At 69.5% G+C, this 22,465-nt stretch carries 22 protein-coding genes; 11 read left to right on the top strand and 11 right to left on the bottom strand.

Features of this window, described 5'->3' with window-relative positions; genetic code table 11:
• The first annotated feature begins 195 nt into the window (after positions 1-195).
• Together ACFOY2_RS29160 and ACFOY2_RS29165 are read left to right on the top strand one after the other, a co-directional pair.
• On the top strand, positions 196-1,014 hold the full coding sequence (locus ACFOY2_RS29160; RefSeq protein WP_379531281.1) for a helix-turn-helix domain-containing protein: 819 nt from the start codon (positions 196-198) through the stop codon (positions 1,012-1,014).
• A complete protein-coding gene (locus tag ACFOY2_RS29165) occupies positions 1,005-1,217 on the top strand; it encodes a DUF397 domain-containing protein (protein WP_379531282.1) in 213 nt (70 codons plus the stop codon). The genes ACFOY2_RS29160 and ACFOY2_RS29165 overlap by 10 nt, the downstream gene beginning before the upstream one ends.
• Positions 1,218-1,331: 114 nt before the next feature.
• On the opposite strand, the gene ACFOY2_RS29170 is transcribed toward ACFOY2_RS29165, so the two are convergent.
• Entirely contained in the window at positions 1,332-2,714 is a 1,383-nt protein-coding gene (locus ACFOY2_RS29170; RefSeq protein WP_379531283.1) for a citrate/2-methylcitrate synthase, read from the bottom strand.
• A 174-nt stretch (positions 2,715-2,888) separates the two neighbouring features.
• Between ACFOY2_RS29170 and ACFOY2_RS29175 the strand changes: the two genes are divergently transcribed.
• From ACFOY2_RS29175 to ACFOY2_RS29190, 4 genes are read left to right on the top strand one after another with little or no spacing between them, the layout of a single operon-like run.
• Positions 2,889-4,265: a CitMHS family transporter gene (locus tag ACFOY2_RS29175; RefSeq protein ID WP_379531284.1), complete on the top strand. Its 1,377-nt coding sequence runs from the start codon at positions 2,889-2,891 to the stop codon at positions 4,263-4,265.
• A gap of 52 nt (positions 4,266-4,317) precedes the next feature.
• Positions 4,318-5,685 carry an acyclic terpene utilization AtuA family protein gene (locus tag ACFOY2_RS29180; protein ID WP_379531285.1) on the top strand — a complete coding sequence of 456 codons (1,368 nt, stop codon included), beginning with the start codon at positions 4,318-4,320 and terminating at the stop codon, positions 5,683-5,685.
• On the top strand, positions 5,685-6,020 hold the full coding sequence (locus tag ACFOY2_RS29185; protein WP_379531286.1) for a DUF4387 domain-containing protein: 336 nt from the start codon (positions 5,685-5,687) through the stop codon (positions 6,018-6,020). Before ACFOY2_RS29180 ends, ACFOY2_RS29185 begins: the two co-directional genes overlap by 1 nt.
• The gene (locus ACFOY2_RS29190) at positions 6,017-7,135 is read left to right on the top strand and encodes an alcohol dehydrogenase catalytic domain-containing protein (protein WP_379531287.1); all 1,119 of its coding nucleotides are present in this window, start codon (positions 6,017-6,019) and stop codon (positions 7,133-7,135) included. Before ACFOY2_RS29185 ends, ACFOY2_RS29190 begins: the two co-directional genes overlap by 4 nt.
• A gap of 226 nt (positions 7,136-7,361) precedes the next feature.
• Here ACFOY2_RS29190 and ACFOY2_RS29195 read toward each other — a convergent pair whose 3' ends face one another.
• Positions 7,362-7,709, bottom strand: a complete 348-nt coding sequence (locus ACFOY2_RS29195) for a hypothetical protein (protein WP_379531288.1) — start codon at positions 7,707-7,709, stop codon at positions 7,362-7,364.
• Positions 7,710-7,963: 254 nt separating this feature from the next.
• Here ACFOY2_RS29195 and ACFOY2_RS29200 point away from each other — a divergent pair, with 254 nt between their 5' ends.
• The 4 genes from ACFOY2_RS29200 to ACFOY2_RS29215 all read left to right on the top strand — a co-directional run bounded on the left by ACFOY2_RS29200 (position 7,964) and on the right by ACFOY2_RS29215 (position 12,525).
• Positions 7,964-8,893, top strand: a complete 930-nt coding sequence (locus tag ACFOY2_RS29200; RefSeq protein ID WP_379531289.1) for an alpha/beta hydrolase fold domain-containing protein — start codon at positions 7,964-7,966, stop codon at positions 8,891-8,893.
• 150 nt (positions 8,894-9,043) lie between these two features.
• A complete protein-coding gene (locus tag ACFOY2_RS29205; protein ID WP_379531290.1) occupies positions 9,044-10,450 on the top strand; it encodes a family 2B encapsulin nanocompartment shell protein in 1,407 nt (468 codons plus the stop codon).
• A gap of 21 nt (positions 10,451-10,471) precedes the next feature.
• Positions 10,472-11,662 (top strand): family 2 encapsulin nanocompartment cargo protein terpene cyclase, encoded by a 1,191-nt coding sequence (locus tag ACFOY2_RS29210; protein WP_379531291.1) that lies wholly within the window; start codon positions 10,472-10,474, stop codon positions 11,660-11,662.
• A gap of 14 nt (positions 11,663-11,676) precedes the next feature.
• The gene (locus tag ACFOY2_RS29215) at positions 11,677-12,525 is read left to right on the top strand and encodes a geranyl diphosphate 2-C-methyltransferase (protein ID WP_379531292.1); all 849 of its coding nucleotides are present in this window, start codon (positions 11,677-11,679) and stop codon (positions 12,523-12,525) included.
• Positions 12,526-12,581: 56 nt separating this feature from the next.
• On the opposite strand, the gene ACFOY2_RS29220 is transcribed toward ACFOY2_RS29215, so the two are convergent.
• The 3 genes from ACFOY2_RS29220 to ACFOY2_RS29230 all read right to left on the bottom strand — a co-directional run bounded on the left by ACFOY2_RS29220 (position 12,582) and on the right by ACFOY2_RS29230 (position 15,673).
• Positions 12,582-13,226 (bottom strand): hypothetical protein, encoded by a 645-nt coding sequence (locus tag ACFOY2_RS29220; RefSeq protein WP_379531293.1) that lies wholly within the window; start codon positions 13,224-13,226, stop codon positions 12,582-12,584.
• 96 nt (positions 13,227-13,322) lie between these two features.
• Positions 13,323-14,330, bottom strand: a complete 1,008-nt coding sequence (locus ACFOY2_RS29225; RefSeq protein ID WP_379531294.1) for a hemolysin family protein — start codon at positions 14,328-14,330, stop codon at positions 13,323-13,325.
• Complete coding sequence (locus tag ACFOY2_RS29230) at positions 14,327-15,673, bottom strand: hemolysin family protein (RefSeq protein ID WP_379531295.1); 1,347 nt, start codon at positions 15,671-15,673, stop codon at positions 14,327-14,329. The genes ACFOY2_RS29225 and ACFOY2_RS29230 overlap by 4 nt, the downstream gene beginning before the upstream one ends.
• Before the next feature lie 183 nt (positions 15,674-15,856).
• Here ACFOY2_RS29230 and ACFOY2_RS29235 point away from each other — a divergent pair, with 183 nt between their 5' ends.
• Positions 15,857-16,651: an ion transporter gene (locus ACFOY2_RS29235; RefSeq protein WP_379531296.1), complete on the top strand. Its 795-nt coding sequence runs from the start codon at positions 15,857-15,859 to the stop codon at positions 16,649-16,651.
• Here the strand turns inward: ACFOY2_RS29235 and ACFOY2_RS29240 are convergent, their stop codons facing one another.
• The 6 genes from ACFOY2_RS29240 to ACFOY2_RS29265 form a co-directional block, all read right to left on the bottom strand.
• The gene (locus ACFOY2_RS29240; protein ID WP_379531297.1) at positions 16,652-17,308 is read right to left on the bottom strand and encodes a class I SAM-dependent methyltransferase; all 657 of its coding nucleotides are present in this window, start codon (positions 17,306-17,308) and stop codon (positions 16,652-16,654) included.
• Positions 17,309-17,369: 61 nt separating this feature from the next.
• A complete protein-coding gene (locus ACFOY2_RS29245; protein WP_379531298.1) occupies positions 17,370-18,053 on the bottom strand; it encodes a response regulator in 684 nt (227 codons plus the stop codon).
• Positions 18,050-19,306 carry a sensor histidine kinase gene (locus ACFOY2_RS29250; protein ID WP_379531299.1) on the bottom strand — a complete coding sequence of 419 codons (1,257 nt, stop codon included), beginning with the start codon at positions 19,304-19,306 and terminating at the stop codon, positions 18,050-18,052. The genes ACFOY2_RS29245 and ACFOY2_RS29250 overlap by 4 nt, the downstream gene beginning before the upstream one ends.
• Before the next feature lie 80 nt (positions 19,307-19,386).
• Entirely contained in the window at positions 19,387-20,214 is an 828-nt protein-coding gene (locus tag ACFOY2_RS29255) for a carbohydrate ABC transporter permease (RefSeq protein ID WP_379531300.1), read from the bottom strand.
• A 2-nt stretch (positions 20,215-20,216) separates the two neighbouring features.
• Positions 20,217-21,137 (bottom strand): carbohydrate ABC transporter permease, encoded by a 921-nt coding sequence (locus ACFOY2_RS29260; RefSeq protein ID WP_379531301.1) that lies wholly within the window; start codon positions 21,135-21,137, stop codon positions 20,217-20,219.
• Positions 21,138-21,148: 11 nt separating this feature from the next.
• Positions 21,149-22,462 (bottom strand): ABC transporter substrate-binding protein, encoded by a 1,314-nt coding sequence (locus tag ACFOY2_RS29265; RefSeq protein ID WP_379531302.1) that lies wholly within the window; start codon positions 22,460-22,462, stop codon positions 21,149-21,151.
• Positions 22,463-22,465: the final 3 nt, after the last annotated feature.

Consider the following 22,465-nt stretch of genomic DNA (forward strand, 5'->3'; position numbering starts at 1 on the left):
CGAATGCCACGCCGTTTCCGAGATTTTCTGTGGGATAGGGGTTGCCGAATCTCTTGACTCCCTGTGGCCTCTCCATAGCATTGCGTCTCGGCGGCAATTTGTGGGACAGTTTTCACCGCCATTCATTCGACAGGTTGTCGCATTCCTGAGTGTTGGATGCGCGGTTGGTGTGGGACCAGTCATGCGGAGGTGGACATGCCCGCGGCACGCAAACTCGATCCGAACGAGAGCAGGACAGCGGCTTTCGGCGCCGAGCTGCGGCGCATGCGCGAGGAGGCACAGCTCACCCAAGCAGAGCTCGGCCACCGCGCCGGGTACTCATCCAGCCAGATCGGCGCGGTCGAGGTCGGCAAACGCCCGCCCACCGAGCAGTTCCTCGCCGAGTGCGAGAAAGCACTCGGCCCCGGTCTGCGTGAACTGTGGGCGTCGCTGTCCCGTCACCGCGACACCGCCCCCACCTGGTTCACCCCCTGGCTCCAGGAGGAAGAACAGGCCCAGTCCCTGCGCACCTGGGAGCCCTTGGTGGTCCCGGGGCTGCTGCAGACGGCCGACTACGCCCGCGCCCTGCTGGAAGGCGAGTCCGGCTACGACGGCGAACGCATCGATGCCCTCGTCGCCACCCGCCTGGCCAGACAGAAGATCCTCACCCGCACCAACCCCCCTCGCTACCTGGTGGTGCTGGATGAAGGGGTGCTCAGCCGGCCCATCGGCGGCCCTGGCGTCATGCGGGAGCAACTGGAGCAGCTGCTGGAGGCGGCACGAGCCCCACACATCACTGTGCAGATCTGTCCGCTGGGTGCCAACCCCGGACTGAGTGGTGGTATCGCCATCGCGCAAGCACTCAACGGCACCCGTCACACGGTCTATCTGGAGACCGCCGCTGAGCCCGTCGTGACGAGCTATGCCGCGGTGGTTGAGCTGGTTACGATGAAACTGGACGCCATCAGGGCGGAGGCTCTCCCCAAGAGGGCGTCGGTCGAATTCATCAGGAAGATGGTGGAGAAATGGACCTGACGGCCGAGCTGCAGACGGCAGCCTGGCGCAAGGCGACACGCTCGACCGGAAACGGCGGAAACTGCCTCGAAGTCGCACCACTGTCCGGCGGCCGTATCGGCATTCGTGACAGCGAAGCGCCCGACCAGCCCCCCTTTGTCGTTCGACCCGAGGTGTGGGCCGCCTTCATTGACGGTGCGAAAAAGGGCGAATTCGACTTCTAATCCCCTACCGGCGGTAACGACGAGAGGGCCTCGGCACCGGCCGGGGCCCTCTCGTCGGTTGAGGGGAGGGCTCGCTGCGGCACCCGGTTCTGGTCCGCCACGGTATTCCGTCAATCAGCCGCCAGCGCGTCCACGTTTGGCCCCTTGCTCTGCGGAATCAACGGCTCGTGCCGGGAGCCTTGATTGTCCGTTAGGCGGTGTTCCATAAGGCTTTGAGTCACTGGTTGCTCGCAGCGATGGTGACGACGGTTTCGACGGATCATCCGCCCCGCCGGCGGAGGTGCCGCTTTGAGGTGCTGCCAGGCGTGACCTGCCGGGTGACGGGCCGCGGTAGAGACCTTCTGCCCGGAACCGGAGTGTCGCCTCTCCGTACTCCTCCAGGGCATGGGCCACCCACCCGGCCATGCGGGCGATGGCGAAGATCGACTCACCCGCGTCGGCCACGAGCCCGTGATGGATCGCGAAAGCGGCAAGGGCGAGCGAGGCGTTCGGGAAGTGCTCCGGCCTGTCGGCCAGTTGTTCGGTCAGCCAGTCGACGGTGGCCAACACCGGAGAGTCCTGCAGCAGCGCGAAGATGATGTTCGCGCGAGGGTCCTGTGCCGTGTAGACGCGGTGGCCGAAGCCGGGGATCGGCGCCCCGCCGCGCAGGCGCTCGGCCAATGCGGCGACCGGGTCGTCGAGCGCGTCGAGCAGGAGTCGGCGGGCCAGCGTGCTCGTCGATCCGTGCTGCTCGCCGTCCATCGCGCCGAGCCCTGCCGAGACGACCGCGTAGGGGTGCGCCCGGGTACTCGCCGCGACGCGTGCGACCAGTGTCGAAGCGGCGAGGTCGTGATCGGCCATCACGGTGAGCAGCGTGGTCAGCGCCGTCGCCTCGTCGGCGGTGGCGTCCCGTCCTCCGGCGAGGCTTGGCCAGAGCCTCACGCCGAGTCCACGTTCGTCGCCGTGCGGGTGCTCGGCGAGCGCATCGACGGCAACCGCCATGATGGCTGCAGCTCGCCGCGTCGTCGCAGTCGGATCGGGATCGTGGCGGAGATGATCCGCCGCTCCGGCGGTGACCACGGCGACGCGGATGCGGTCGGTCGTCCGCACTCCCTGGGGCAGGGTAGCCACCGCGCGAGTCGCCACGTCGAGCAGCTCTCGCGGTGCTCGGAAGGGTTCGCGATCACCGAGTCGTCCGGTCCACAGTAGGCGTGCAACGGCCTCGAACGGCTCCGTGGCGACGAGCTCGGACAGCGGCAGGCCGCGGTAGTAGACCTCATTCTCGGTCAGCAGGGTGAGGCTGGTTCGGGTCCGCTCGACGACACCTGTCGGTCGTCGATTGGATCGTCGCCTCTCCGCGAGGGCCTCGACCTCGGACTCTGCGAAGAGGCTCCCGCGTCGGTCTCCTGGCCGGACGTTCGTGAGGAGGCCGCGGCTGACGTAGGCATACACGGTCTCGGGTTTCACGCCGAGGCGTTTCGCCACGTCGCTGGTGGTCAGGAAGCACTCTTCGGGCATCGAGATCCTCAGTCGTGGTCGAAGACCGATCAATCAATGTTGATTGAATCAATGTTGACGGGTTTGTTCAGCCTTTGTCAATCTGTGCAGGTCTGGCGCCGCGCCCTTCGAGGTGAGGCGGCCGCACACACCCCGACTCACCATCCATGACACTTCCAACGACGGGAGGACCGGATGCTCGCAGCGTTCGGCTACGCGGTCGTCGTCATGTTCATCCTCTTGATCATGACGAAGCGACTGTCGGCGATGGTCGCTCTTATCCTCATCCCACTGGCCGCAGGTTTGCTGCTCGGTCAGGTCGGTGCTCTGGGTGATGCGGTCCTCGACGGGATCCGCTCGCTCGCCCCGACGGCGGCTCTGCTCACCTTCGCCATCCTGTTCTTCAGCGTGATGATCGACGTACGACTGTTCGATCCCATCGTCCGGTTCGCGTTGAAGGTTTCGGGATCCGATCCCGTCAAGGTCGCGGTGGCGACGGCAGTGCTGACCCTGCTGGTGTCGCTCGACGGCGACGGATCCTCGACCTACCTGATCGTCTGCGCCGCGTTCCTGCCGCTCTACGACCGGCTCGGCATGTCGCGGTTGGTCCTCGCGACCGTCGCCCTGCTCGGCGTCGCCTGCACGAACCTCACGCCGTGGGGCGGGCCGGTCAGTCGTGCCAGCAGTGCGCTGGGGGTTGACCCGGCCGATATCTTCCTGCCGATGATCCCGACCATGATCGCCGGTGCGCTCGCCACGGTGGCCTTCGCCTACGTCATGGGCTTGCGCGAGCGGCGCAGCCTCGTCCGGGCTGGGCTCTCGCTGGAGGAGGTCCGGGTCGGCGCTGGTGTCGGTCCGTCGGGTGGAGGAGCGGGCGCCACCCCCTCCGGGTCGAGTGCCGACGAGGTCGAGGGCGCCGACGAGCGTGCCGAAGACCCGCTCGCCCCGTGGCACCGGCGCGTGTACTGGATCAACGCGGCCCTGACGCTCGGGCTCATGGTGTGCCTGGTCCTGGAGGTTTGGCCGCTTCCGCTGCTCTTCGCCACCGGTTTCGCCATCGCGATGATGGTCAACTTCCCCCGAGTCGCGGAGCAGGGGAAGCGGATCGCGTCGTACAGCTCCTCGGTGATCCCGATCATCGGTCTCATCCTCGCCGCCGGGGTGTTCGTCGGTGTCCTCGAGGGCACCGGCATGATCGACGCGATGGGTAAAGCCCTGGTCGGGGTGATCCCGGACAGCCTCGGCGCCGTGTACGGTCCGATGGTCGCGATCACCGCGTTGCCGCTCACGTTCGTGCTGTCCAACGAGGCCTACTACTTCGGTGTCCTGCCGCTGCTGGCTGAGGGTGGCGCTGCGCACGGCCTCTCGGCAGCCGAGGTGTCGCGAGCCGCACTCACCGGCGCCCCGGTGCACGCGCTGAGCCCGCTGGTCGCCTCGCTCTACCTGCTGTCCGGGCGCCTCCAGCTCAATCTCGGCGACCTGCAGAGGAAGGCACTGCCATGGGCCTTCGCGGTGTCCCTCGTCATGATCGCCGCCACCCTGCTCACCGGCGCGGTACCGGTCGGCCGATGACGTCAGGCCCGCCACCGACCGACCCGCCTCGTCGAACCAAGAGGAGCAATTCATGACTGAGCGAACTCGCGTCCTGGTGCCCAACGGGATGCTGGGAATCGGGTTCCCCGAGGGAACCGTGAAGATCGCGCTCGAGGCCGGCGTCGACGCGATCGCGATCGATGGCGGCTCCACCGACTCGGGGCCGTACTACCTCGGCGCTTCCAAGCCGAAGACCGCGCGCGGCGCGGTGCGCCGCGACCTGCGGGAGATTCTCGGCCCGGCCGCCGAGGCGGGCATCCCGGTCATCATCGGATCCTGCGGCACCTCGGGGACGAACGACGGCGTCGACTGGGTCGCGGGCATCGTCGAGGAGATCGTCGCCGAGGAAGGCATCCCCGGCCGTCGGGTCGCTCGGATCTACAGCGAGCAGGACAAGACGTTCCTCAAGCAGCGGCTCGGCGAGGGTCGCATCCATCCGCTCGAGCCCGCCGGTCCGCTGACCGATGCCGAGATCGACCGCTGCGAGCACATCGTCGCGCTGATGGGCCACGAACCGATCGCCGATGCGCTCGTCGCGGGGGCGAATGTCGTGCTGGCCGGGCGCGCAACGGACTGCGCGGTCATCGCGGCCGTGCCTCTGATGCGCGGCGCGGACTTCGGGCCGACGTGGCACGCCGCGAAGATCGCGGAGTGCGGGGCGCTGTGCACCACCGGTTCGGGCCAGGGCGGCGTCATCGTCTCGATCGATGCCGGGGGCTTCGAGGTGGAGCCGGTCATGCCGGACGCCGCCTGCACGCCGTACACGGTGTCGGCGCACCTGCTCTACGAGAACACCGACCCTTTCCGGCTGCGCGAGCCCGCGGGCACGCTGAACACCACCGAAGCCCGCTACATCGCGCTCGACGATCGTCGTGTCCGCGTCGAGGGCTCCCGTTTCGAGCTGGTCGAGCAGCACACCGCCAAGCTCGAGGGCTCGGCCGCGCAGGGCGCCCAGACCCTGAGCATCGTCGGTCTGCGCGACAACGAGGTGCTGGCACGCATCGACGAGTGGGTCGAGTCGCTGGCCGCCTTCCTGCACGCACACATCCCCGACGTGCTGGACCTGGTCGCCGACGACTACGACATCCAGTTGCGTCCGTACGGCTGGAACGCCGTGCTCGGTGAGCTCGACCCGAGCACGGCGACCCCGCGCGAGGTCGGGGTCGTCATGATCGCGACGGCGAAGGATCAGGCCACCGCCACCGCCATTGCCAAGTTCGCCAATCCGTACCTGCTGCACCATCCGCTGCCGGGTGCCAGCGGCGTCCCGAGCTGGTCGTTCCTCACCTCGCCCGCGGAGACCGAGCGCGGCACGCTCTACGGCTTTGTCCTGCAGCACGTCGTGGACGCCCTGACTCCCACCGAACTGTTCCGACTCGAGATTATGGAGATCAGCTGATGCCCACCACCACCGCAGGCGCCCGCACGCTGGGTGAGCTCTCTCGGTACATCCGCTCCAAGAACGCGGGCCCGTTCTGGGTCACCGTCGACATCTTCTTCGACGACGACGCGGCCTACGACTGCGTCGCGACGTCAGGCGTGATCGTGCCAGAGCTGATCGCAGACATGTATGGCGTGCGCCCCGACCAGGTGAAGATCTTCTTCATCCCAGACCTGCAGGTCGTCAAGGTCTCCTACCCGCGCAAGACACCCCAGGGCTCGGTCGGGGACCGCGACATGCATGCGGCACAGCAGTTCATTCCGCTGCAGACCGTCGAGATCCCGGTTCGGTGAGGATCCGCGGAGCGGTCCTCCAGGAGCCCGGCCGCAGCAGGCCCTTCGCCGAGTCCACCCCGATCGTCGTCGACGAGCTGGAGCTCGCCGACCCGGGACCCACCGAGCTGCTGGTCCGCATCGAGGCCGCCGGCATCTGTCACTCCGACCTCAGCGTGGTCGACGGGAACCGGCTGCGTCCGCTGCCGATGCTTCTCGGGCACGAGGCGGCGGGGATCGTCGTCGCCGCGGGTACGGGGGTCGACGACATCGCGCCCGGACAGCGGGTCGTCATGTCCTTCCTGCCACGTTGTGAGAAGTGCCCCTCCTGCGCGGAGGACGGCAGGCTCCCCTGCGAGCGGGGCACCGCCGCGAACAACGCGGGCGAGCTGCTGCACGGCGACCGCCGGCTCAGCAGGCGGGGCGATGTCGTCCACCACCACCTGGGTGTCTCCGGCTTCGCCAGCCACGCCGTCGTCGACCGGGCCTCCGCTGTCCCCATTGACGCGGACGTCCCCGCCGACGTTGCCGCTGTCCTGGGGTGCGCGGTGCTGACCGGCGGTGGAGCCGTCGTGAACGCCGCTCGCCCCAAGCCGACCGACAGCGTCATGGTCGTCGGTCTCGGCGGTGTCGGCATGGCCGCGCTGCTGGTCGCCGCTGCGGAGGGGGTGGAGCGCATCATCGCCGTCGACCAGGTTCCCGGGAAGCTGGAGACGGCGCGGGCCCTCGGCGCTCACGAGACCTACACCTCGGCCGAGCTGGCCGAGGACGGCGTGACCGCCCGCTACGTCATCGAGTGCGCCGGCCACCCCCGCGCGTTCGAGGCAGCGTTCGCGGCGACCGATCCCGGCGGGACAACCGTCACCGTCGGACTCCCCAATCCGAACGCGCGGTCATCGATCTCGCCGCTCGTGGTGACCGCGCAGGCCCGCACCGTCGTCGGCAGCTACCTGGGTTCGGCCGTGCCGGCCCGGGACATCCCGCGGTACGCGGAGATGTGGCGCAAGGGCCTGCTGCCGGTAGAGAAGCTGATCTCCTCGCACATCACGCTCAACGAGATCAACGAGGCGATGGACGCGCTCGCGGACGGAACGGCGCTCCGACAGATCATCACCTTCGACGCGGAGGAGAGCTAGCTAGACCGTGACCGTGACGTGCTCCGATCTCGAACGGAAGGTCCTCGACGTGGTCCCCACTGGCCGGCTCATCGGGGGCGAGTGGCGGCAGTCGGCGTCCGGGGCGACGACGAAGGTCGAGGACGCTGCTTCACCTGGCTGCCGACAACCCAACATGATTCTCCCTGGAGAACGGTGGCCGCAGCAAAAAACACTCCTCGACAGCACAGCCTGCCCAGGCAGTGTTTCATAAGGCGTTGAGCCACTGGTTGATCGCAGCGATGATGATGACGGCTTCGTAGGGTACGGCCAGCTTGTCGTAGCGGGTTGCCATCCCGCGATTGCCTTCGAGCAGGTTGATGCCGCACTCGACGGCGTGGCGCAGCCGGTAAAGCGCGGGATCGAAGGCAGGCGGACGCCCTCCTTTCGATCCCGGGCGGGTCCTGGGACGGCCGCCGTCGATGCGGGCCACCCGGATTCTTTCCAGCACCGGGATGAACTGCGGGCTGTCGCCCCCCTGCCCTGCGTGTCCCGCCACGGCGTCCCGGTCCGGATCCGCCACCGGATCCCGTCGATCAACTGCCGCCTGCTCCATTTCGGCGTACGCCTCTTGCCCGACCGGGCAGGCACGTGTGACTGCTGTGCCGGTCGTTTCGACCGCTGCTTGGCGAGGATGGTGTCGTGCCGGTCGCTTGACCGCTCGCTGCCTTACGAGGCTGACGTGGTCGTCTGGCTGCTTGACGGGACCGACGTGCGCGAGCGTCTGGCCTGGCCCGGGAGCCCGGTTGTTGGGTGGGCTGGAGGACAATGATCCCGCCTCGCCACCAGACCTGACAGAAATGAGAGATCGTGCCGTTCGACCCGTTTCTTGCGGAAAAGCTGCACCTGCTTGAGGGCATCACCTGGAAGGACGCCGAATCGGATCCGGAGGCCGCCGCGCGGATCGCCCGGTACTTTCAGGACCCGGCGGAGTGGACGATGCCGGAGGTGACGATCGAGGAGTTGAACGTCGATGGGCCGCACGGTCCGATCCCCGTCCGCACCTACCGGCCCAGACAGACGCCTGCGGCCGCGCTGCTGTGGGTGCACGGCGGCGGATTCTGGGCCGGTGACTTGGACATGCCGGAGGCCCACACCGTGAGCGCCGAGCTGGCCGCCCGTGCGGGAGCCTTCGTCGCTTCGGTCGGCTACCGGCTGGCCGTGAACGGCGTGCGTTACCCCGTGCCCCTGGACGATGTCGGAGCGGCCTGGCGCTGGCTCGCGGGGGCGGGCGTCGCCGATCGCCTGGTGCTGGGCGGGGCCAGCGCCGGCGCGGCCCTCGCGCTCGCGGCGGCACTCCGCAACCGGGATCGCGGCAGCGACCACCGGGTCGCCGGCCTGCTGCTGGCCTATCCCTTCGCGCACTTCCCCAACCCGGCGCTGGACGCCGAGTCGGCCGCTGAGATGGCCGCCCTGCCCGCGACCCTGCGCTTCCCGGTCGCCTCGATCGAGGCCATGGTCCGCAACTACGTCGGCCGCATCAGCGACCTGCCGCCCGACGCGCTCCCCGGCGCCGCCCGTCTCGACGGCCTGCCGCCCACCCGCATCCTGCTGTCGGAGTACGACGACCTGCGGCCATCGGGCGAGCTGCTCGAACGTCAGCTCCGCGAGGCCGGGGTTCCCGTCGGCTCGTACGTGGCCAAGGGCATGCCGCACGGCCACCTCAACCGCACGCCGTCGCTCGACGGAGTGAACGCCTCGCTGGACTTCTTCGCCGCCGCCATCCGCACGGCGACGTAAGGCCGAGCTTCCGCGACCGCCAGCAGCCCATTACCTTCGGGATACTCTACCGGCAGTATCTAAATGATTACTTTCAGTAGTGAATTCCGATCTACCAGGGTTACCGCAAGGACCTTCGTCCCTTGTCCGATCTGGCGATTGCGAGGAACCATGTCCACGGAGTCAACGGAGCCCGCGACACAGTCGCAGCTGAGCCTGAGCACCCAGGCCGCGCGCAACCTGGCCACCACGACCAAGACCCGCCCGCAGATGCAGGCGATCACCTCCCGCTGGCTGCTGCGCATGCTGCCGTGGGTCGATGTGAAGGGAGGAACGTACCGGGTCAACCGCCGGCTCACGCACACGGTCGGACGCGGACGGGTGAGCGTGCTGCAGAACGGGGGCAGCGACATCCGGATCATCCCGGAGACGCTCGCGGAGCTCCCCGTCCTGCGCGGCTACGACGACATCGACGTGCTGCGGGCGATCGCGGAGACGTTCAATCCGCGCCGGATCCGGGCCGGCGAGGTGATCGTCGAGGCCGGCACGCCCGTCACCGAGACGTACGTCATCGCCCACGGCCGCCTCGAACGGCTGTCCGTCGGCAAGTACGGCGGCACGGAGAACCTCGGCGTCATAGCCGACGGCGACCAGTTCGGCGACGAGGCACTCGGGCAGGAGGTGCCGCACTGGCGGCACACCTTCAGGGCCGCCACCGACGGCACGCTCCTGGTGTCGCGGTGGTCGGACTTCCAGCGCATCCTCGGCAACGCCCCCGACCTGCGCCGGCACATCGAAACCTACCTGGACAACGCGCGCAAGCCGGTCAACCGCCGGGGCGAGGCCGAGGTCGCCATCGCCTCCGGGCACGCCGGCGAGCCGTCCATCGACGGCACGTACGTGGACTACGACGTGCAGCCGCGCGAGTACGAGCTCAGCGTGGCGCAGACCGTCCTGCGTGTGCACACCCGTGTGGCCGACCTCTTCAACGGCCCCATGAACCAGGTCGAGGAGCAGCTCCGCCTGACCGTCCACGGGATCCGCGAGCGCGAGGAAGGGGAGCTGCTCAACAACCCCGAGTTCGGGCTGCTGCACAACGCCGACTACAGCCAGCGCATCTACACCTGGTCGGGCCCGCCGACCCCGGACGACCTCGACGACCTGATCAGCATGCGCCGCAAGACCCGCTTCCTGCTGGCCCATCCCAAGGCCATCGCCGCGTTCTTCCGCGAGTGCAACAAACGCGGGCTGGTGCCCGGCAGCACCAACGTCGAGGGCCACGAGGTCCCGGCCTGGCGCGGCATCCCGATCTTCCCGTGCGGCAAGATCCCGATCTCGGAGCACCAGACCACCTCGATCCTGGCCATGCGCACGGGTGAGGACGACCAGGGCGTCGTCGGCCTCCACCAGCTCGGCATCCCGGAGGAGTACGAGCCGAGCCTGAACGTGCGCTTCATGGGGATCAACGAGAAGGCCGTGATGTCGTACCTGGTCAGCGCCTACTATTCGGCGGCCATCCTGGTCCCCGACGCGATCGGGATCCTCGAGAACGTCGACATCGCCGCCCCGCGTTCCTGACCGTTGCGAGGAAGAGGCGTCATGCCCGCACATGAGACCGCCCGCCCGACTCCCTCGGCGCTGCTGCCCGCGGGTCCCACGGGCCTGGGCACCACCACGCTCCGCCTCCCCGCGCCACCCGCCCGCCCGCCCGCACCCGTCCTCGACGACGGCGACGGCCACCAGAGCCCCGGCCCCCGCAAACTGTCGTTGTCCTCCTTTTCCAGAGGGCTCGACGTCGCCCCGCTTCCTTACGTGGAGCGGCAGTGGGGCGACGGCTCCTACCCGCCGCTGTACTGTCCCGCGACCGTCCGCATCGACGACGACCTCGGCGCCGAGGTCAACAGGAGGCTGGTGGCGTGGGCGGAGCGGGTCGGCATCCACGAGGGGCGGCTGGAGGAGTTCGACGCGACCGGGTTCGGGCGGCTGGCCATGCTCACCCACCCCGACAGCGACGACCCCGACCTGCTGCTGGTGGCCGCCCAGATGAACGCCGCCTGGTGGGCCGCCGACGACTACTACGCCGACGAGACCGACCTCGGCGCGACCCCGACGGAGCTGCCGCCCCGGCTGGCCCTGGTCATGTCGGCCATGGACCCGCCGCCGGACGCGGGCGACTACACCCGCCAGCTGGAGGAGGTGATCGAGGGCGACCCCGTCCTGGTCTCGCTCCGCTCGGCCAGGCGTCACGTGGCCCGCCACGCCACGGCCGCGCAGGTCATGCGGATCTGCAACATCACCTCGCAGATGTATGTGAGCTGGGACGCCTACGCCGCCTGGCGGTACCTGGAGGCGCCGCCTCCGGTGTGGCGCTACCTGGCGGCGCGGCAGCACGACAGCTTCTACACCTCCATGACGCTCATCGACATCGTGGGCGCCTACGAACTGCCCGCCGGCCTGTTCGCCGACAGGGTCTTCCACACCGCGCTCATGCAGGCGGGCACCGCCAGCGTCATCGTCAACGACCTGCACTCCGTCGCCAAGGAGGCGGCCGACGAACTTCCCGACTCCAACCTCATCCTGCTCATCGCCGAAGAGGAGGGCTGCTCCACGCGCGAAGCGACAGAACGCGCGGTCCATCTGCACAACGACTTCGTCAAAGGCTTCGAAAACAGCCACCGCAAGCTGGCGGCCGTGCCGTCCGTCGAGCTGAAACGGTTCCTGCGCGGCGCGCAGGGCTGGATGGCCGGCGGTATCGAATGGCACTCCTCCAGCAGCCGTTACACCTCTTGAAAGGAACTCATCCGGTGACCGCAGAAACCCCCGTTCTCGCCAGCCTCTACCAGCATTCCGTCGCCGACTACTGGAACGCGGAAAGGAACCCGGTCAACCTGCGTCTGGGCGACGTGGACGGCATTTACCACCATCACTACGGCATCGGCGAGGTGGACTGGTCGGTCTTGGAGGGCCCCGAGGACACCCGCGACAAACGCGTCGTCGAGGAGCTGCACCGGCTGGAGTCCGCCCAGGCGGACGTGCTCATCAGCCAGTTGGGCCGGCTCCGCCCCCACCATCGGGTCATGGACGCCGGCTCCGGCCGAGGCGGGTCAAGTTTCCTCGTCAACGCGCGGCACGGCTGCCAGGTGGACGGCGTCTCCATATCCGAGTCGCAGGTGTCGTTCGCCAACGAGCAGGCCAAGAAGCGCGGCGTGGACGACAAGGTCCGCTTCCACTTCCGCAACATGCTCGACACCGGATTCGAAACTGGAGCGTTCCAGGCGATCTGGAACAACGAGAGCACGATGTACGTCGAGCTCGCCCAGCTCTTCGCCGAACACTCCCGCCTGCTCGCCCGTGGCGGCCGCTACGTGTGCATCACCGGCTGCTACAACGACGCCTACGGCCTGCCGTCCAGGGCCGTCAGCCAGATCAACGCCCACTACATCTGCGACATCCATCCCCGCAGCACCTACTTCAAGGAGATGGCGGCCAACCGCCTGATCCCGATCAGCGTCATCGACCTCACCGCCGCCACCATCCCGTACTGGGAGCTGCGGGCCAGGACGTCGCTGGCGACCGGCATCGAAGCCGCCTTCCTCGACGCCTACAACAATGGCAGCTTCCAGTACCTGCTGATCGCCGCCGACCGCGTCTGACAAGGTGACCGCGGCGCCCGGGGCCCTCCACCGTCGCAGGGCCCCGGGCGCCACGGTCAGTCGGACGGGCCGAGCTTGCGCGCGGCCCAGATCGCAGTGGCGGCGAAGGCGCCCGTGCCCACGATGGCCAGCAGCACCCACAGCCCCACCGGGCCGGCGAGGCCGCCGGCGTTGTCACCATCGAGCCCGACCGCCCCGGCGGGCGTCGCGGAGGGGTCCGCGCCGCTCTCTGAGGGGGCCGGGCTCGCAGGCGCCGGAGGGGCGGCCGGGCCGGTAGGCGCGGGGGAGGCGTTCAAACGGGAAGGCGCCGGGGAGGCGATCGGGCCGGTAGGCGCCGGGGAGGCGTTCAAGCGGGAAGGCGCCGGGGAGGCGATCGGGCCGGTAGGCGCGGGGGAGGGAGCCGTTCCGCCCTCGGACGTGCCCCGGTCGGCGTCCTTCTTCGGCTCCGCACGCCGCTCCGGCTCCCTGCGCTGCGGCGCGCTCCGCCCGTTCACCCGGTTGCGCGTGACGCGCACGTACCCGTCGTCGTCATCGTCGTCCCCGTCATCGTCGTCATCGCCCCCGTCGTCGTCGGCGAAGGCAGACGCGACGAACGCCGTCCCGGGCGTCACCGGCGCGCCTCCTACGAAGGCGCCGGAGTCGGCCCCGATGACGAGCGCGACCACCGCCGCCAGCAGGAACCCTCCTCGTGCCAGTACCATCGGCGCCCCCATCCGTCATTTCGCGCTGGCCCCCTCATCCTGCGCGAACGCCATGGCCCCCGCATGAGGGCCGGATGAGAGAGCTCTCATGCGCGATCAGGACGGAACGAGCAGCGTGGTCAGCAGATCGTCGAGGGTGATGAGCCCCTGGGTGGAGTCACCGCGGATCACGGCGAGCTGACTGCGCGCCGCGCGCATCCGGCTCACCGCCTCCGCCACGGACACCTCGGGCGGCAGCACCGGCACCTGATAGGCCAGCCGCCCCGCCGTGGCCGCAGCGCCGCGCTTGCGCGCCAGGTAGGCGTCACGGAGGTGGACCACCCCGGCCGGGTCGGAGACGGGGCCGACGAGCAGGCGGGTGCGCCGGGCGCCTACCGCGGTGTCGATGATCTGCTGGGGTGTGGCGTCGGCGGGTACGGTGACGATGCGCTCGGGCGCGACGATCAGCGGGGCGATGCCGGCGCTGGGCGCGCGCAGCGCCCGGGTGAGCACGGCGTGGTCGTCGGCCTCGATGAGGCCGAGCCGGCGCGACTCCTCCACCAGGTGCTGGAGCTGGTCGGGGGTGCGCGAATTGGCGCCCTCCTCGCGCGGGTACACCTTGACCAGGCGCAGCATGCCGTCGCTGACGGCGTTCAGCGCGCTGATGAGCGGCCGGACCAGCAGCGTGAAGCCGCGGAACGGCAGGGCGAGGATGGTCGCCGAGCGTTCGGGGTGGGCGATGGCCCAGGACTTGGGCGCCATCTCGCCCAGAACCATGTGCAGGAACGTCACGATCGCCAGCGCGATGATGAACGCGACCGTGTGCGCGGCGGCATCGGGCAGGCCGACCGAGTTGAAGAGCGGCGTGAGCGTGCCGGCGATCAGCGGCTCGGAGACGACGCCGAGCCCCAGCGAGCAGAGCGTGATGCCGAGCTGCGCGCCGGCCAGCATCAGCGACAACTCCTTGATGCCCGCCAGCGCCGCGGCGGCGGCCCTGCTCCCGTGGGCGGCGGCCTTCTCCAGCCGGTGGCGCTTGGCGGCGACCAGCGCGAATTCGGCGGCGACGAAGAAGCCGTTGCCGATGAGCAGGAACAACGTCAGCGCCAGGCCGGTGGTCAGGCTCACCGCTCCTCCTCGTTCTCGTCACGGTAGGGGGTCAGGCGGACACGTTCTGGGACGTGCCGGCTGATGGTCAGGACCTCGACGCGGGCGTGGGTGGGCGCGCCGGGGTCGAGGGTGGCGGGCAGGTCGACGGTGACGGTGTCGCCGGGGGTGGCGAAGCGGCCGAGCCGGTACAGGATGAGGCCGGCGAGCGTGTCGTACTCGTCCTCGTCGGGCAGGGTGAGGTCGGTCTCCAGGGCGACCTCGTCGATGCGCAGCCCGGCGTCGATCTCCCAGGCGCTGTCGTGGCGTACGGCGGCCGGGGTGTCGAGGTCGTTTTCGTCGGCGATCTCGCCGACGAGCTCCTCGGCCACATCCTCCCAGGTCAGCAGCCCGGCCAGGCCGCCGTGCTCGTCGACCACGCAGGCGACCTCCTCACCGCGCTCGTGGAGCTGGCGTACCAGGTCGGGCAGCACGAGCGAGAACGGGACGACGAGCACGTCGTGCGCGATGTCGGCGATCTTGGTGCCGGCGGCCTTGTCGGCCGGGACGGCGGCGACGTCGCGCAGGCTGACCAGGCCGATCACGTCGTCGATCCTCTCGCCGAGCACCGGGTAGTGGGTGTGGCCGTGGACGGCGATCAGCTCGTCCAGCTCGGGCACGGTGGCCGCGCCGCTGATGGTGACCACGTCGACGCGCGGCACCATGACCTCCTCGGCGGTGTGGTCGGAGAAGGCCAGCGCCCGCTCCAGCACGTCGGCCTGGCTGCCCGGCAGCTTGCCGTGGGCCTCGGACTCGCCGATGATGTGGCCGAGCTCCTCCAGGGTGGCGCCGTGGTGCAGCTCCTCGACCGGCTCGATGCCGACGGCGCGCAGGAGCTTGTTGGCCGTCGCGTCGAACAACCTGATGATCGGGCCCGCGACGGCCAGGTAGGCCAGGGTGGAGCCGGCCAGGGCGCGGGCCAGCGGCTCGGGCTTGGCCAGCGCCAGGTTCTTGGGGGCCAGCTCGCCCAGCACCATCTGGATGATGGTGGCCAGCGCGAACCCGATCGCCAGGGCCACGGCCCCGACGGCGGCCTCGGGCAGGCCCAGCGCGGTCAGCCCCGGCGCGATCAGCTCGGCCAGCGCCGGACGGGCGATGAAGCCGACCACCAGGGCGGTCACGGTGATGCCGAGTTGCGCCCCGGACAGCATGAACGACAGGCGCTCCATCACCTTGACCGCTCTGGCCGCCTTCTTGTCGCCTGCGGCGGCCTGTGCGGACAGGGCCAGCCTGTCGGCGCTGACGTAGGCGAACTCCTGGGCGACGAAGTAGCCGGTGGCGGCCGTGAGCACGAAGATGGCCACCAAGCCCAGCGCCACGCTCATCGCCACCGCCAGATTCGGGCCGCCGAGTCCGTCGTCACGGACACATCACCATCCTGTCCTGCTCATTCATGCCGAAGCCTTCATGAGGACGTTACCGGAGTGTCGGATTTAAGCCGCAAGCGAGGCCAGCTCCCCCTACGATGATCACCGTTTGTGGCCTACATCGCAGGGGAGCGATCGCCGTTGTCAGCGCAGGAACGCGTCCGTGCCGTGCTCGAACATCGTTTCGCCCAGAGGGCGATCATCTTCGTGATCGTCGTCAACGCGATCACGATCGGCTGCGAGACGAGCGCGTACCTGATGGAGCAGATCGGCGGGCTGCTGCACGCCGTGGACCGGATCGCGCTGACGGTGTTCATCGTGGAGCTGGCGGCCCGCCTGTTCGCCTACCGCAAATCATTCTTCACCGACCCGTGGAACTGGTTCGACACCGTCATCGTGGCGATCGCGCTGATCCCCGCCTCCGGGCCCACCTCGGTGCTGCGGGCGCTGCGGATCCTGCGGGCGCTGCGGCTGGTCTCGGCGGTGCCGAGCATGCGGCGCGTGGTCAGCGCCCTGCTGGCCGCGGTGCCGGGGATGGCCTCGATCATCGGCCTGCTCGTGCTGATGATCTACATCGCGGCGGTGATCGCGACCAAGCTGTTCGGCGACATCGTGCCGGAACGCTTCGACGACCTGCCCCGTTCGCTGTTCACCCTGTTCCAGATCATGACGGGCGACGACTGGGGGAACATGGCGCAGGAGGTCATGCAGGACAAGCCATGGGCGTGGCTGTTCTTCATCGTCTACATCCTGATGTCCACGTTCGTGGCGCTGAACCTGTTCATCGCCGTGGTCGTCAACGCCATGAACGACACCGAGCCGTCCATGGCGGAGTCGCGCACCCAGGCCGAACTGGAGGAGATGAAACAGGAGCTCGCCGCCGTGAACGCCAAGCTCGACCAGCTCCTGATGCGCGAGCCGACCGGATCTCGGTGATCAGCTGACGTCCAGGGCCGCCCGCGTCGACCCCTGGTAGAGGGAGACCGCGTAGGGGCGCCAGGCCTCGTGGTCGACCCGCTCGCCGACCTTGGACAGCGCGGCGTCGGCGGGCCCGTGCAGCCGCCGGGACTCCGGCCAGGGATGCACCAGGACGAGCAGGCCGCCGGGCGCCAGCAGCGCGCCGAGCCGGTCGGAGGCGTGCCGCAGCCGGTCGCCGCGGCCCACGTAGTAGAGGGTCTCGGCGCAGAACACCAGGTCGTAACGCTCTCCCAGGTCGTGTTCGAGGAGGTCGGCGTGGACGAATCTGACCCGCTCGCCGAGGTTGCCCGCCCGCTCCCGCGCCCGCTCCAGGGCCGTCTCCGAGATGTCGACCCCGGTCACCTCGGCCTCCGGGTAGGTGGTGGCCAGCAGTTCGGTGAAGACGCCCTCGCTGCAGCCGACCTCCAGGATCCGCCGGTACGACCCGGCGGGCACCTGCTCGAGCGTGGTCAGGTACTTGCGGCGCTCGTAGGAGTCCGTCGACAGGTGCCACGGGTCTGGACGGCGGTGCCACCAGTCGAAGTACCGGCGCAGGACCGCCCCCTGACCCTTCGAGCCGAGCAGGGAGACCGCCTTGAAGACAGAGCGGTGCATGAGGTCGGCGAGCCTGGCCACCGGGCCCCTTTCCGTCGGGAGATGTCTTCCGACGGAAACTACGGGCCGGCCTCGTCACCGGTCATGACGCTGCGGGGGGAAATTCCGATCTAGCTCTCAGGTAGGGGGTCACCAGGCCGGTCTCGAACGCGTGCACCGCCGCCTGCGTCCTGTCCCGCAGCCCCAGCTTGGTCAGGATATTACTGACATGCGACTTCACGGTCTGCTCGGCGATCACGAGCTGTTCGGCGATCTCGGTGTTGGACAGCCCGTGGGCGATGAGCGTGAGGATCTCGGTCTCCCGCTGCGTCAGCGGCCCGTACGGATGCCCGCTGAACGGCCGAGGCGGGCCCTGCCGCGCGAACGTGCTGATCAGCCGGCGCGTCACCGAGGGGGCCAGCAGCGCGTCTCCGCCGGCCACGACGCGCACGGCCTCGCTCAGCTCCCGCGCCGAGGCCTTCTTCAGCAGGAAGCCGCTGGCCCCGGCGCGCAGCGCCTCGTAGACGTACTCGTCGAGGTCGAACGTGGTCAGCACCAGCACCCTGGTCTGCTCGATCACCCGCCGCGTGGCCTGCAGGCCATCCAGGCCCGGCATGCGTATGTCCATCAGCACGACGTCCGGCCGCAGCGCCGCGACCTTGGCCACCGCGTCGTGCCCGTCGACGGCCTCGCCGACGACCTCCATGTCGGGCTGGGCGTTCAGCAGGATCGCGAACGCCTCGCGCACCATCGCCTGATCGTCGGCGATCAGCACCCGGATCGTCACCCATCCTCCCTTCCCGTCAGCGGCAGCAGCACGGTCACGCGGTACCCGCCGTCGTCGCGCGGCCCGGCCGTGAACCGCCCCTCCAGCATGGCCACGCGCTCGCGCATGCCGAGCAGCCCGTGCCCCGGCCGGTCGGCCGAGCGCGGCACCCCCGTCGGCGGGCCGTTGTCGACGTCGAGGCGCAGGCAGTCAGGACCGTACCGGATGCGCACGCCGGCCTCGGCACCCGGCGCGTGCTGGAGCGCGTTGCTCAGCGCCTCCTGGACGATGCGGTACGCCGACAACTCGACCCCCGGCGGGACCCGGCGGCGTTCCCCGTCGACCACCAGGCTGACCGGCATGCCGGTCTCCCGCATCCGGCCGACCAGCTCGCCCAGCCGCTCCAGGGTCGGCGGCGGCCCCGCGCCGTACGGGGTGTCGTTCCGCAGCAGCCCCAGCACGTGGTGCAGCTCGGTGAGCGCCTCCACGGCGCTGGCCCGGATGGTGGCGAAACTGCTGGTCAGCTCCTGCGGCGGATCGGCCACCCGGTACGGCGCCGCCTCGGCCTGGACCGCCACGACCGACATGTGATGGGCCACCACGTCGTGCAGCTCACGGGCGATCCTGGCCCGCTCCTCCAGCAGCGCGGACCTGGCCTGCTCCTCGCGGGTCCTGCGGTGGGCCAGCGCGGCCGTGCGCAGCGCGCGGCGGCGCCCGCCCCAGGCGCCCACGGTGATCAGCACCATGCCGGACAGCAGCGACATGTCCATCAGCCCCACCGGCGTCTGCTCGCCGGGCAGCAGCGCCCACAGCGCCACCCCCGCGCCCAGCGTCACCAGCCACATCTGGATCAGGAAGCGCTGACGGGCCCCGAACCCGGCCAGGCCGAGCACGCTGGCGTGGGCGGCCAGCACCGGCGGGGGCCACACGACGTCCATGAGCGCGGGATGAGAGGTCGTGGCGGCCAGCACGGCGGCGGTCAGCGACAACCACCACGCGGCGACGGGCCAGAGCCTGGCCAGCACCACGGAGATCGCCACGGCCAGCCCGAGCGTGCCCGCCGTGACGTTGCGGACGCCGTAGTCCTCGAGCAGCGTGTGCCAGACGACCGCGCCGAGCAGCACCGCCGCGCCGCCCACCAGCAGTTGCGCCGGCAGCGGCGCGAGCCGGTGCGGCCCCTTGTCCCACGAGTTCTCCCACGACTTCTCCCACGGAGCGAGCGGGCCCGCCCCTTCGAACGCGCGGTCGCCGCGCACGCCATCCAGCCAGGCCATGCCTCACTCCTCGACTCGTGCTACAACGTCCTCTCCAAATCAGTCTGTCTCGCGTTTCCCGAGGTTGGCTCGAAGCGGTGCTACTTGACGGCCCCGCTGGTGATACCCGCGATGATCTTGCGCTGGGTGACGGCGAACACCACGATCAACGGCAGGCTCATCAGCAGCACGTAGGCGAAGATCAGGTGCCAGTTGTCGAGGTAGAGCCCCGCGCTGGCCACGCGGAACAGGTTCAGCGGCAAGGTGTCCAGCCGCCCGCCGACGACGAAGAAGGCGTAGAAGACGTCGTTCCAGACGTACAGGCAGACCAGGATCGTGGCGGTGGCCAGCACCGGGCGCAGCAGCGGCAGCACCACCAGCCGGAAGATCTTCAGCGGGCCGGCCCCGTCCATCTGGGCCGCCTCCTCCAGCGAGGCCGGGATCGTGCGGACGAACCCCGTCACGAAGAAGATCACCGTGGACATGTAGATGCCCATGTAGACCCCGATCATCCCCACCGCGGTGCCGGCCAGGCCGAGCTGGCGCAGCAGCAGCACCACGGTGACGACGGCGGGCGGCAGCACGATGCCGCTGATGGCCAGCGCGTACAGGACGGCGTTCAGCCTGGTGGCGCGGCGGGCCAGGATCCAGGCGGCCATCGAGCCGAACAGCAGCACCCCGGCCACCGACGGCGCCACGACGAGCAGGCTGCCCAGCGCGGCCGGCAACACTTCGCCGTCGGTCCACACCTGGCGCAGGTTGTCCAGCAGGTGCCACTGGGCCGGCGGCGACAGGTCCGGCTGGAGCGCCTCGCCGCGCGACTTGGCCGCCGTCACCAGCACCAGCCAGAGCGGGATGCCGATGGACAGCGCCACCAGCACGGGCGTGACGAGCGGCTGCAGACGCGTCCAGATCCGCGCGTCGCTCACGCTCAAAGGATCTCCTCCCGCCTGCGCAGAACATGAATGACCGGGAAGGCCATGAGGGCCACCAGCAGGAACAGCACCAGGCTCATCGTCGTCGCCTGCGCGAACAGGCCCTGGCCGAAGGTGCGGTAGATGAAGATGTTGAGGATCTCCGTGGTCCGCGCCGGGCCGCCGCCGGTGGTGGCCTGGACCACGTCGAAGCCGTTCATCGAGCCCAGCAGCGCCGTGGCCACGTTGAACGTGATCGCCGGCGCCAGCAGCGGAAAGCGGACCGACCAGAACGTGCGCCAGCGCGTGGCCCCGTCGATCCTGGCGGCCTCCACGATGTCCTCGGGGACGGTCTTCAGCCCGGCCAGGTAGATGAGCATCGACAGGCCCATCCACTTCCAGGAGTGGATCAGCGCGACGACCACGATCGTCCACGTGGTGTCGCCCAGCCAGGCGTAGTCGACCGTGGTCCCGAGCAGCGCGCCGAGAAGCTGGTTCACCCCGCCCGCCGGCTTGAGCAGGGCCTGGAAGACGTAGCCGACGGCCAGCGCGGACATCAGCACGGGGATGAGGAAGAACACCCTGGCCACGCGGTTGAGCCGGGTGTCGCGCTCCAGCAGCACGGCCAGGCCGAAGCCGAAGGCGTTCTGGAAGATCGCCACCAGCACCGCGTACACGACCGTGATCCGCAACGACCGGAACAGCGTGCCGTTGCCGGCCAGGTCGGTGAAGTTGTCCATGCCGACGGGGCGGATCGAACTCTTGAAACCGGACCAGTCGGTGAAGGCGTAGACGAAGTTGAACAGCGTCGGCAGGAAGAAGAACAGCAGCAGGATCGCGAACGCCGGAGCCATGAACCACATCGGGTGGGTTCGCCGCCGGATCGCCTGCCGGGGCCCGGCGGCGAGGGTGCGCGGAGGCCGCGCGGTCGTCAGCATGCGCGGGGCCCTCAGAAGCCGCTCGCCCCGGCCGCCTTGGCGAGCTGGGCGAACTGCTCCTGCGTGGCCGCGGCGACCTTCTCCGGCGTCATCGTCCCGGTGATCATGTCGGCCAGGTTCAGGTACAGGTCGGGGTTGGCGATCGCCAGCGCCTGCATCGAGCCGACCGAGCCAGGCAGCGCGGCGTGCACGTCGAGCAGCGCCTGCGGCACGCCCTGCGGGTTCGGCACGGACGGCTGCAGCGAGACGGTCGCGCGGTCGGCGACGAAGTCCTGGTAGCCGGGCCCCATCCAGTACGCCATGAGCTGCCGCGCCGCGGCCTCCCTCGTGGCGTCGCCCGTCCTGAACGCCACCAGGGCGTTGGACTGGTCGGGGATGAACGTGCCGACGTTGCCCGACGGCGAGATCGGGAAGAAGCCGATCTTCCTGTTCAGCGTCGCGGTGTCCGCGCTCGCCTGGAGCCGGCCGAAGAACGAGTTCACCTGCACGGCCATCGCCGCCTCGCCCGACAGCAGCGCCGCCCCCTGGTCCTCGAACGTGGCGGTCCTGATGTCGCGGTTGAACAGGCCCTCGTCGATCAGCGACTTGTAGGTCTTGATCGCGCCCACGACCGTCGGGCCGGTGAAGGTCTCCTTGCCGGTGTTGATCCGCTCCCACAGGCCGTCCTTGGCGGCGTCGGCGAGCTGGACCTGCACCCACCACTGCGTCGCCCACTTGTCTCCCGCCATCTCGAAGAACGGGGTGACGCCTTCGGACTTCAGCGTGCGGGCCAGCTCGACCATCTCGTCGAAGCTCTTCGGCGTCTGGGTGATCTTGTTGGCGGCGAAGACCTCCTTGTTGTAGTAGACGCCTTCGACGGCCGGACTGGTGATCAGCGCGGCGTACCTGGCGCCGTCCAGGATGCCGGTGATGTCGCGCAGGTCGGGGGCGAGCCGCGTCAGCCACGGCGCGTCGGTCAGCGGCTGGAGGTTCGTCTTGGCGTTGATCGCGGTCAGCATCGACGCGGTCGGCTGCCAGAAGGCCAGGTCGGGCTTGTCGCCGGTGGCGACCTTGGTCTGGATGCCCTGCTCGTACGGGTCGGGGATCGTCACGACCTCGACCGTGGCGCCCGTGGCCTGCTGGAAGCCCGCGATGACCTTGCCGGGCACGGTGTTGCTGTTCTGGGCGGCCCAGATCGTCAGCTTGACGCCGTCCAGTTTCGCCGTCGGTTCCGGCCAGGTCGCGGCGGCGGCCGTGGCGGCCGGGGCCTCGACGGAGGGGTCACTGCAGGCGGCGAGCCCGAGCGCGAGCGCCGCCGCGCAGGCAAGAGCGGTCCATCTGTTCATGGT

Source organism: Nonomuraea purpurea, assembly GCF_042650645.1.
GTDB classification, from domain to species: Bacteria; Actinomycetota; Actinomycetes; order Streptosporangiales; family Streptosporangiaceae; genus Nonomuraea; species Nonomuraea purpurea.

Coding starts and splice junctions, on each gene's coding strand:
- ACFOY2_RS29160 (WP_379531281.1), top strand. CDS start 196: ATGCCCGCGGCACGCAAACTCGATCCGAACGAGAGCAGGACAGCGGCT.
- ACFOY2_RS29165 (WP_379531282.1), top strand. CDS start 1,005: ATGGACCTGACGGCCGAGCTGCAGACGGCAGCCTGGCGCAAGGCGACA.
- ACFOY2_RS29170 (WP_379531283.1), bottom strand. CDS start 2,714: ATGCCCGAAGAGTGCTTCCTGACCACCAGCGACGTGGCGAAACGCCTC.
- ACFOY2_RS29175 (WP_379531284.1), top strand. CDS start 2,889: ATGCTCGCAGCGTTCGGCTACGCGGTCGTCGTCATGTTCATCCTCTTG.
- ACFOY2_RS29180 (WP_379531285.1), top strand. CDS start 4,318: ATGACTGAGCGAACTCGCGTCCTGGTGCCCAACGGGATGCTGGGAATC.
- ACFOY2_RS29185 (WP_379531286.1), top strand. CDS start 5,685: ATGCCCACCACCACCGCAGGCGCCCGCACGCTGGGTGAGCTCTCTCGG.
- ACFOY2_RS29195 (WP_379531288.1), bottom strand. CDS start 7,709: ATGGAGCAGGCGGCAGTTGATCGACGGGATCCGGTGGCGGATCCGGAC.
- ACFOY2_RS29205 (WP_379531290.1), top strand. CDS start 9,044: ATGTCCACGGAGTCAACGGAGCCCGCGACACAGTCGCAGCTGAGCCTG.
- ACFOY2_RS29210 (WP_379531291.1), top strand. CDS start 10,472: ATGCCCGCACATGAGACCGCCCGCCCGACTCCCTCGGCGCTGCTGCCC.
- ACFOY2_RS29220 (WP_379531293.1), bottom strand. CDS start 13,226: ATGGTACTGGCACGAGGAGGGTTCCTGCTGGCGGCGGTGGTCGCGCTC.
- ACFOY2_RS29230 (WP_379531295.1), bottom strand. CDS start 15,673: ATGAGCGTGGCGCTGGGCTTGGTGGCCATCTTCGTGCTCACGGCCGCC.
- ACFOY2_RS29250 (WP_379531299.1), bottom strand. CDS start 19,306: ATGGCCTGGCTGGATGGCGTGCGCGGCGACCGCGCGTTCGAAGGGGCG.
- ACFOY2_RS29260 (WP_379531301.1), bottom strand. CDS start 21,137: ATGCTGACGACCGCGCGGCCTCCGCGCACCCTCGCCGCCGGGCCCCGG.
- ACFOY2_RS29265 (WP_379531302.1), bottom strand. CDS start 22,462: ATGAACAGATGGACCGCTCTTGCCTGCGCGGCGGCGCTCGCGCTCGGG.